At 70.6% G+C, this 8,360-nt stretch carries 10 protein-coding genes (1 of these 10 cut by a window edge); 5 read left to right on the top strand and 5 right to left on the bottom strand.

Annotated elements, in window-relative coordinates:
* Positions 1–153: 153 nt before the first annotated feature.
* Positions 154–684 carry a hypothetical protein gene (locus D471_RS0112150; protein ID WP_017598866.1) on the bottom strand — a complete coding sequence of 177 codons (531 nt, stop codon included), beginning with the start codon at positions 682–684 and terminating at the stop codon, positions 154–156.
* A 176-nt stretch (positions 685–860) separates the two neighbouring features.
* Here D471_RS0112150 and D471_RS0112145 point away from each other — a divergent pair, with 176 nt between their 5' ends.
* From D471_RS0112145 to D471_RS0112135, 3 genes are all read left to right on the top strand, one after another.
* Positions 861–1,310 carry a hypothetical protein gene (locus tag D471_RS0112145; protein WP_017598865.1) on the top strand — a complete coding sequence of 150 codons (450 nt, stop codon included), beginning with the start codon at positions 861–863 and terminating at the stop codon, positions 1,308–1,310.
* Between the two features lie 131 nt (positions 1,311–1,441).
* Positions 1,442–1,930 carry a MarR family winged helix-turn-helix transcriptional regulator gene (locus D471_RS0112140; RefSeq protein ID WP_017598864.1) on the top strand — a complete coding sequence of 163 codons (489 nt, stop codon included), beginning with the start codon at positions 1,442–1,444 and terminating at the stop codon, positions 1,928–1,930.
* 59 nt (positions 1,931–1,989) lie between these two features.
* Entirely contained in the window at positions 1,990–2,418 is a 429-nt protein-coding gene (locus D471_RS0112135) for an organic hydroperoxide resistance protein (protein ID WP_017598863.1), read from the top strand.
* A gap of 95 nt (positions 2,419–2,513) precedes the next feature.
* Here the strand turns inward: D471_RS0112135 and D471_RS0112130 are convergent, their stop codons facing one another.
* The 4 genes from D471_RS0112130 to D471_RS0112115 all read right to left on the bottom strand — a co-directional run bounded on the left by D471_RS0112130 (position 2,514) and on the right by D471_RS0112115 (position 6,481).
* On the bottom strand, positions 2,514–3,521 hold the full coding sequence (locus D471_RS0112130; RefSeq protein ID WP_026127651.1) for a hemolysin family protein: 1,008 nt from the start codon (positions 3,519–3,521) through the stop codon (positions 2,514–2,516).
* Complete coding sequence (locus D471_RS0112125; RefSeq protein WP_017598861.1) at positions 3,518–4,897, bottom strand: hemolysin family protein; 1,380 nt, start codon at positions 4,895–4,897, stop codon at positions 3,518–3,520. The genes D471_RS0112130 and D471_RS0112125 overlap by 4 nt, the downstream gene beginning before the upstream one ends.
* Positions 4,898–5,123: 226 nt before the next feature.
* Entirely contained in the window at positions 5,124–5,684 is a 561-nt protein-coding gene (locus tag D471_RS0112120; RefSeq protein WP_017598860.1) for a TrmH family RNA methyltransferase, read from the bottom strand.
* A gap of 134 nt (positions 5,685–5,818) precedes the next feature.
* Positions 5,819–6,481, bottom strand: coding sequence for a class I SAM-dependent methyltransferase (locus tag D471_RS0112115; RefSeq protein ID WP_017598859.1), 663 nt, complete (start codon positions 6,479–6,481; stop codon positions 5,819–5,821).
* A 140-nt stretch (positions 6,482–6,621) separates the two neighbouring features.
* Between D471_RS0112115 and D471_RS38380 the strand changes: the two genes are divergently transcribed.
* Together D471_RS38380 and D471_RS0112105 are read left to right on the top strand one after the other, a co-directional pair.
* Entirely contained in the window at positions 6,622–7,128 is a 507-nt protein-coding gene (locus D471_RS38380) for a dsRBD fold-containing protein (RefSeq protein ID WP_083924207.1), read from the top strand.
* A 405-nt stretch (positions 7,129–7,533) separates the two neighbouring features.
* Positions 7,534–8,360, top strand: partial view of an APC family permease gene (locus tag D471_RS0112105; protein ID WP_026127648.1) — the 5' portion only. The gene runs 427 nt beyond the window's last position; 827 of the gene's 1,254 nt are visible here — the first part of the coding sequence; its start codon is at positions 7,534–7,536; its stop codon lies off the right edge, out of view.

The following is an 8,360-nucleotide window of genomic DNA, read 5'->3' as shown; positions in this document are numbered from 1 at the left end:
CCGGGTGCCGGGGTGGCCCGGCGGGCTCGCGCGTGGCGGTGGGCCGTCCCCTTCGGGATGCCCCTGCGCACGTGATGTTGAGCGCCGGATACGTGCGCCACCGCCGCGGTTCCCATCATGAGGACGTTCCGGGCTCCGGTCGTCGACGGGCCCCTACAGCGGCCCCTGGTGAGTCACGTGCTCGGCGTCGAGTTCTCCTTCCGCTGCGGCGAGCAGCCGCCGCGCCTGGGCATCGAGCGCCGGGCGGTCGATCGAGGGGCACTCCGGGCTGGTGTTGGGGTCGTATCCTCCCTCCCACCCGTCCGGTCTGACCATGATGCCCATGACCTGGACCGAGAGGCACTCGGGGCCGTTCAAGGCCTCACGGCCGATGTAGATCTCCACATCCTCGAAGTAGCGGTATCCGCCCTTGTCGACAGGTCCCACGGGGGTGCGCTCGACAACCGGGAAGTCCTTCTCGTGGACGGGCCAGTCCGCGCGCAGCGGTTCCAGCATCCACCGGGCCAGATCAGCCGCCCCCCGTGCGCCGTTGAGCAAGGACGAACGCACGCCGCCCAGGGAATCCACCCACCAGCCTGCTTCGTCGCGGGTGATCCGCAGCCACGCCTCGTCCTCGTGGACTCCGTTGATCGGAGTGAAGTGGTAGTGCGGATCAACCCACTCGTACAGGAACACCGTCTCCAAGCCTCTTCCCTTCGATGCGTTCCTGTGTAACAGGCACGCGTGCACCGCGCCCACGGCTTTTCGCGCCGCCGGGTCACAGCGGTCGGCCTGTCGTCGGAGACTCCCGCGCAGCGCCTCGCCTCCCCGCAGGGCCCGTAGGCTGCCCCGGAACCGCGAACGTCGACCGGAGGCCGCGTATGATCCCCCAACCGCGCAACACCGCTGGCACCAGATTCTTCACGGACGCCCTCGAGGACGGGTGGCGGGGGCTCAGGGGCGGCGACCCCGCGACCGCCGAGCGGGACCTGAGCGACCTGCGGCAGGGCCTCCCCCTACGCGCGGTAGCCCATCTGCGGCATGGTCGCTTCCTGCGGCAGGGCCTGCTGGTGATGCACCTCGCCGCCCCCGAACGCCTCACCTGGCGACGGTGGCGACCGTTGCGCCCGTACGCCGAACCGATCTCCGTTCCCTCGCCCCGCGAGGTGCTCGACGTGCGAGGACCCAGCTCCTTCTTGGAGTTCCTCCTCGGGGACGTACGTGTCGTCTCCTTTCGGGCGGGGGACCGGGAGTGGGAGATGGCCGTGGTCACCATCGACACCACCGTCGTCACGACCGCCTTGACCGAGGCCGAGGCCTGGACGCCGTGACCACGGCTCTCTCCGGGAATCGGGGGCCGACACGCGGTCAAAAAAGTTGTGCAAAACCATGTTGTGCACAACTGAACTCTGTTACGGTGGTGCCGATCGATGAACGTGCCACGCACGTGAGGGGAGGAACCATGGCCGACGCCGACGGGGGCGACGCCCTCGCGCTGGACAACCAGTTGTGCTTCTCCCTGTACGCGGCCTCCCGAGCTCTGACCGGGCTGTACCGGGAGCTCCTGGACGACCTGGGACTCACCTACCCGCAGTACCTGGTCATGCTCGCGCTGTGGGAACGGGGGACGCTGACCGTCAAGGAGCTGAGCCAGGCACTGCACCTGGACTCGGGCACGCTCTCCCCACTGCTGCGCCGACTCGAGACCGCCGGGCTCCTGACCAAGGAGCGCGGGACCGACGACGAACGCGTCGTCGAGGTCACGGCGACCGAGGAGGGCATGCGACTGCGCGCACGGGCCCGGGGCATTCCGGACCGCCTGCTGTGCGCCGTCGACCTGCCCGCGGACCGGGTGCGCGAGCTGAAGGTGGTCCTCGACCAGATCACCCGGTCGGTGGAGGCCGCCGCCAGCGGTCGGGCGCCCATCGGATCCCGAACCCCGCGTGACTGAGCACCGTCACCGACAACCCGTCACCTTCCGACCCCGCGTCGGAGCACAGAAAGGCAGTCATGGCAGTCGACATCCTGTACACCGCCAACGCCACCGTCACCGGTGAGGGTCGCGCCGGAACCGGCAAGACCGACGACGGCCGCCTCAGCGTCGACCTGTCCGTGCCCAAGGGCATGGGCGGCGACGACGGCCCCGGCACCAACCCCGAGCAGCTCTTCGCCGTCGGCTACGGCGCCTGCTTCCACGGCGCCCTGAAGAAGGTCGCCCGCGAGGCCAAGGCCAACGTCGAGGGTTCGGTCATCGACTCCCAGGTCAGCCTGGGCAAGGCCGAGGACGGCTTCGCCCTCGTCGTCGACCTGACCGTCACCATCCCCGGCGCCGACCAGGCCGCCGCTGAGAAGCTCGTCGAGGCCGCCCACCAGGTGTGCCCGTACTCCCGCGCCACGCGCGGCAACATCGACGTCAACCTCACCGTGAAGACGGCCTGAGACACGCCCCTCCCGGAGCGCTGACTCCGGGGCGCACACGGCGCGGGGGCGGGGGATCCACATCCCCCGCCCCCGCGTTCGTGTGTTCCGCGCGCCTAGGCGGCGGCCTCCAGCAGCAACAGCCGGTCCAGGATGTCCTGGAGGGTGACCAGGCCGATGACCCCCTCCTCCTCGACCAGCGACAGGTGGCTGCGGCTGTCCCGCATGATGCTCATCGCCGCGTACATCGGCGTGCTCGCGTGCAGCATGAGCACCGGGCGCATCAGGTCGGCCGCGGTCGTCCCGGGCGGGCAGGTCAGGGCCTCACGCACGTGCAGCACACCCACGGGCTCGCCCCGATCCATCACCACCAGCCGCAGGTGGGTGGAGGAACGGGAGACCCGCTTGATCTCCTCCAGGTCCGCGTCCGGTGCCACCCACGCGATCTCCTCGCTCGGGGTGATGATCTCGCTCAGCGGGCGGGAGTTGACCTCCAACGCGGTGGCCAGCTGGTCGCGTCGCTCGGTGTCCAGCGCACCGGCCTTGACCGAGTGCTCCACCAGTTCCCGCACGTCGTCGGGGTCGTGCCCCGACGACATCTCGTCCACCGCCTCCACACCGACCCGGTGCAGGCACCAGTTGGCCATGCCGTTCACCGCGACCAGCATCGGGCGGGTGAACCACATGAACGCACGCATCGGCACCGACAACAGCCTCGCCGACTTCTCCGGGTGCGAGATCGCCCACGACTTGGGCGCCATCTCACCCACCACCAGGTGCAGGAAGGTCACGATGACCAAGGCCAGCACGAACGAGAGCGTCGAGGACACCGCGTGCGGCAGGCCGTGGAACAGCGGTTCCAACAGGTGGTGCACGGCGGGCTTGGAGATCGCGCCCAGCGCCAGTGTGCACAGGGTGATCCCCAACTGGGACCCGGCCAGCAGCAGTGACAGGTCACGCGCGTTGCGCAGCGCCGCGCGCGCGGCCAGGCTGTGGTCGGCGTCGGCCTCCAGCCGGTAGCGGCGCGCCGCCACCAGCGCGAACTCGATCGCCACGAAGAAGGCGCTCAGCGCGATGATGAACACGGTCAGGGCCAACGCGACCCACGGGTTCATGTCACTCATGCCCGCACCTCCCGGGACTCCTCGTCGGCCAGTTCGCGCAGCCGCAGTTCCACGGTGTGCGGGACGTGCCGCTGCAACGAGTTCACGATCATCGTCAGCGCCATGTTCGGGTCGCCGTCGTGGGCGCTGGCCGGACGCGGCAGGACGAGGTCGACCTGGTCGCCCACCTCGGGCAGGCGGTGCAGCTCGTGGATGACCAGACCGCCCACGGTCTCGTAGTCCCCCTCGGGCAGGTCGAGGCCGAGCAGGCGCTCGGCCTCGTCCACGTGCAGGGCGCCGGGCACCATGTAGCTGCCCTCGCCCTCCAGGTGCGCCGGGGCCTCCTCGTCGGGGGAATGCTCGTCGGCGATCTCCCCGACCAGCTCCTCGGCCAGGTCCTCGGTGGTGACGACCCCGGCCAGGCCGCCGTACTCGTCCACCACGCAGGCGAACTCCTCGTTCGCCTCACGCAGCTGACGCAGCACTCCCGGCAGTGCCAGCGACACCGGCACCATGACCGTGGGTCGGGCCACCTCGGTGACCTTGATGTCGTCCAGGTCGCGTTCGCCCAGGGCCAGGACGTCGCGCAGGCAGATCACGCCCACGATGTCGTCCACGCCCTCACCCAACACCGGGAAGCGCGAGTGGTCGGAGGCCATCAGCTCCACGACCCGGCTCACCGGGTCGCTCTCCTCCACGGTGGCCACCTCGGGCCGCGGGATCATCGCGTGCCCGGCAGTGCGCTCGTGGAAGTCCAGGGTGCGGTCCAACAGGGTGGACAGCTCCGCGGGCAGGTCGCCGGACTCACGCGACTCGGCGATGATGCTCTCCAGGTCACGCGGCGTCGCCGCGTGCTGGACGTCCTCGACCGGGGTGATCCGCACCGCCTTGAGCAGCACGACCGCGGCCTGGTCGAACAGCCAGATCACGGGGCCGAAGACCTTCAGGTACACGTCGGTCGACAGGGCCAGCCAACGGGCGACCGGTTCCGGTCTGGCGATCGCGAGGTTCTTGGGGAACAGCTCACCGAACACCATCTGCACGATGGTCGAGAACAGCAGGGTCAGGACGGTGCCGACGGCGATACCGGTGGCCAGGGGGACACCGGTCACCCCCAGGAGCTCACCGATTCCCCGACCGATCATCGGCTCGGCCACGTAACCGACCAGCAGACCCGTCACGGTGATGCCCAACTGGGCCCCGGAGAGCATGAACGAGGTGCGGTCGGTGACCTTCTTGACACGTCGGGCGACGGGGTCCCCCGACGCGGCCCGGGACCGCACACGCGAACGGTCCACGGCCATGAAGCCGAACTCCTGGGCGACGAAGTAGCCGTTCGCGGCGATGATCACGAGGATCACCAGGATGCCGGCGATGATACTGAGGACGGTGCTCATCGGGCACGCACCGCCTGGGTCCGCCGCTCGGCGGAGTTCCTACGAAGGTACGCGCCCCTCGAAGAAGGAGGCTCGTCGGAGTCTGGGTCACAGCATCCACTGGGGATGCTGCTGGTACTTCGGGACGGGTCCACTGTTCCTCTCTCTGCGCCTTCGCGCGTCGGGTGTGATTGACGTGGTCCTGGTGAAGTGAAAGACGAGTCGGACCGGTTCAAAAGTTCCCCGGTCAGCCCCCGACCGGGGCGTCGGCCTCGCCGCCGAGGGCCGCCCACTCACGGCGGCGCGCCTCGGACAGGGCGATCGCGGTCGCCACGGCGACGTTGAGCGATCCGACCCGGCCGATCTGCGGAATGTAGGTCACGGCGTCCGCTCCCGACAGCAGCGCCGGGGAGCACCCGTGGTCCTCGGCGCCCACGGCCAGACACACGTCCGGCTCCAGCGGGGCGGCGTGCAGGGGCACGGCCCCTGCGGCCAGCTCGACGGCGACCACCTTGTAACCGTCACCGCGGGCCGCGGACAGGGCCTCGCCGGTGGTCGCGAAACGGGTGTGCGGCACCTTGGCCGCCGTGCCCAGGGCGGTCTTGCCGACCTTGGGATCGCCTGGGTCCGCGCTGTTGCCCGTGAGCCACAACTGGTCCACGCCGAAGGTCGCGCAGGTGCGCAGGATCGACCCCAGGTTGAAGGGCTGGGTGACGGATTCGACGAGGAGGGCGAGTCGCCCCTCCGTGCGCCTGCGCCACTGGCGGTTCAGGCGTTTGACGTCCGTGGGACGCAACTGCGTGCTCAACTGCGGTGTGTTCCTCAGCGGGTCTGTTCCGGGATGATCCCGGTGGTCCGGTGTTCGCAACAGGTTACCGGTCAGCCGACCGGACCGCACTCTCGGCCCGGGACACAACAGGCAAAAACGGAGTTCACGTCCGTTCAGGCGGTCTCGGACCGGCGGACGGCCAGGACGCGAAACCCCGCGCGCGAGGCCACGCGCTCGGCGGGCAGCCCCTGGGCGTCCAACCAGCGCTGGAGCGAGTCCGCGCCCAGGTGCTTCTGGACGACCAGGTGGGCGACGCCCCCGGGGGTGAGCCGCCCCAGCCACGTCCGCAGCATCGCGTGCAGCACACCCTTGCCCACCCGGATCGGCGGGTTGGACCACACCGCGTCGAACGGCCCGAGCAGGTCCTCGGCGCTGGCCGCCGCCTCCGGTGACTCCCGCCCCTGGTCCGCGGCCAGCCCGCCCTCGGGGGAGACCACCGCGAAGCGCGCGTGGTCCAGTCCGTGGTCGGCGGCGTTGCGTCGCGCCAGACCCACGGCGCGCGCGTTGACGTCCACGCCCAGGACGCGCGCCCCGGGCGCGCGCGAGGCCATCGTCAGGGCGATCGGCCCGTAACCGCACCCCAGGTCCAGCAGGTGGCCCTCCGCGGGCGGCGCGGGCACCGTCTCCAACAGCACACGCGTGCCCAGGTCGACCTTGTCCGGCGAGAACACGCCTCGGTCGGTGCGCAGCCGCAGGTGCAGGTCGGGCAGGACCAGGTCCGCCGTCGAGGGACGGCTGGCGGCGTCGGGGTCGGAGTCGAAGTAGTGCTGGGCCACGCCGTGACGCTACCAGGGACGGGAGACTCCCGTGCCCCGGGCAAAAACCTCTCATACCACCAGAAACGAAATGGCCAAGCCTCCGGACCTGGCCTCACTCAGTGCAGAAGATGGAGGTAGCCGAGGTTTGTGGGGGAAGCATGCGAGCACATGTAGGTGACCGACTCGTAGTCGAGAGCCCGCGCGCCGACACCCATCGCCGGACCGGGGTCGTGACCGACGTGCGTGGAGCCGACGGCCCCCCGCCGTACCAGGTGCACTGGCTCGACACGGAACAGGGCCACGACACCCTCGTGTATCCGGGACCGGACGCGCACATCGAGCACACGCCCGACGTCACGGGCACGCGGGCGGAGGGGGCGAGCAGCATGCAGACGACGAAGCGCTGGGATGTCGACGTCGTCGTATCCGAGGAGGCCGAGGGCGACGTCGCGCGCACGTGGGCCGAGGTCGGTCTGGTGGCCGACGACGGGACGGCGTTGAGGGGCCACGGTATGGCCAGGAAGCACCCGGCGGACATGGACGTTCCCGAGATCGGGGAGGAGCTCGCCGTCTCGCGTGCGCTGTCCGACCTCTCCCGCCAGCTCCGCCAGGTAGCCGCGGAGGACATCAACGAGAACACCGGGACACCGTGGCGGCCCAGCTGACCCGACCGTCAGGACACAAGCCCGAGGGTCCGCTCCGTGGAACGGTCACGTGAGGGGGTGTCGTTCGGGCGTCGGCAGGGCGCTGATGGATGGTGCCGTGCCGTAGGCGTCCGTTGAGGGGGCCCGCCCCGTCGAGAAGCGGCCCCGGGCGGTGGCGGGCGACGGGCGTGCCGAAGCGAAGCGGCAGGACCGAAAGGACGCAGTCCAGGCCCCCGGCCACGTGCCGGGGGCCTTCTCCTGCCCAGGCCGTGCCCGGCCGACCCGGAACACGAAACGTCCATGTCCGGAACCGGTGCACGTCACCGGCCCGACCGGAAGTGGCCACCCTCACCACGGGTGGCCCGCACGGGTTGGTCACCCGCATCGGGCAGACTCGGAACCGTTCCACCGATCCAAGGAGGCCCGTTGCCCACCTCTTCCGGAGCCCAGGCCAGACCCGCCCGTGTGCTGGGCACCGTTGACGCGGTCGCCATCGGCGCGGGTGCGATGCTCGGCGCCGGGGTGTTCTCCGTCTTCGCCCCGGCCGTGGTGGGCGCCGGAGCCTGGCTCCCCGTCGCCATCCTCCTCGCCGGAGGGGTGGCCTACTGCAACGCGATCTCCTCTGCCCGACTGGCCGCCCGCCATCCCCAGTCCGGTGGCGCCTACGTCTATGGCCGCGAACGCCTGAGCGAGCTGTGGGGCTACCTGGCGGGCTGGTCCTTCGTCGTCGGCAAGATCGCCTCCTGCGCCGCGATGGCGATGACCTTCGCCGCCTACGTCCTGCCCGGCTGGGAGAAGCCCGTGGCCGTGGCCGCCGTGGCGGCGCTCACCGCTCTGAACTACCGGGGCGTGCACCGCTCGACGTTCGTGGCCAAGATCCTGGTCGCCGTCGTGCTGGCGGTCCTGCTCGTCGTCCTGGCGGCCATGGGCGTCAGCGGGCGCCTGGGGGCGGTCCTGGAGGTGGACGGGCTCGGCCCCTGGCCCGGCTCCTTCGGTCTGCTCGGCTCGGCCGGGATGATCTTCTTCGCCTTCGCCGGGTACGCCCGCGTGGCCACCCTGGGCGGTGAGGTCCGGGACCCGGCTACGACGATTCCCCGCGCGATCAGCCTGTCCCTGGGCGGCGTCCTGGCCCTGTACCTGGCCGTGGGAACCGGGGTGCTCATCGTGCTGGGCCGCGAACGCCTCTCCGAGAGCACCGCGCCGCTGGTCGACGCCGTACGGGTGGCGGGCTTCCCCAGCCTGGTCCCCGTCGT

Origin of the sequence: Nocardiopsis lucentensis DSM 44048 (assembly GCF_000341125.1) — a bacterium.
GTDB lineage: Bacteria > Actinomycetota > Actinomycetes > Streptosporangiales > Streptosporangiaceae > Nocardiopsis > Nocardiopsis lucentensis.
This window is presented reverse-complemented; position numbering and strand designations above follow the sequence as displayed.

Coding starts and splice junctions, on each gene's coding strand:
- D471_RS0112145 (WP_017598865.1), top strand. CDS start 861: ATGATCCCCCAACCGCGCAACACCGCTGGCACCAGATTCTTCACGGAC.
- D471_RS0112140 (WP_017598864.1), top strand. CDS start 1,442: ATGGCCGACGCCGACGGGGGCGACGCCCTCGCGCTGGACAACCAGTTG.
- D471_RS0112135 (WP_017598863.1), top strand. CDS start 1,990: ATGGCAGTCGACATCCTGTACACCGCCAACGCCACCGTCACCGGTGAG.
- D471_RS0112130 (WP_026127651.1), bottom strand. CDS start 3,521: ATGAGTGACATGAACCCGTGGGTCGCGTTGGCCCTGACCGTGTTCATC.
- D471_RS0112125 (WP_017598861.1), bottom strand. CDS start 4,897: ATGAGCACCGTCCTCAGTATCATCGCCGGCATCCTGGTGATCCTCGTG.
- D471_RS38380 (WP_083924207.1), top strand. CDS start 6,622: ATGCGAGCACATGTAGGTGACCGACTCGTAGTCGAGAGCCCGCGCGCC.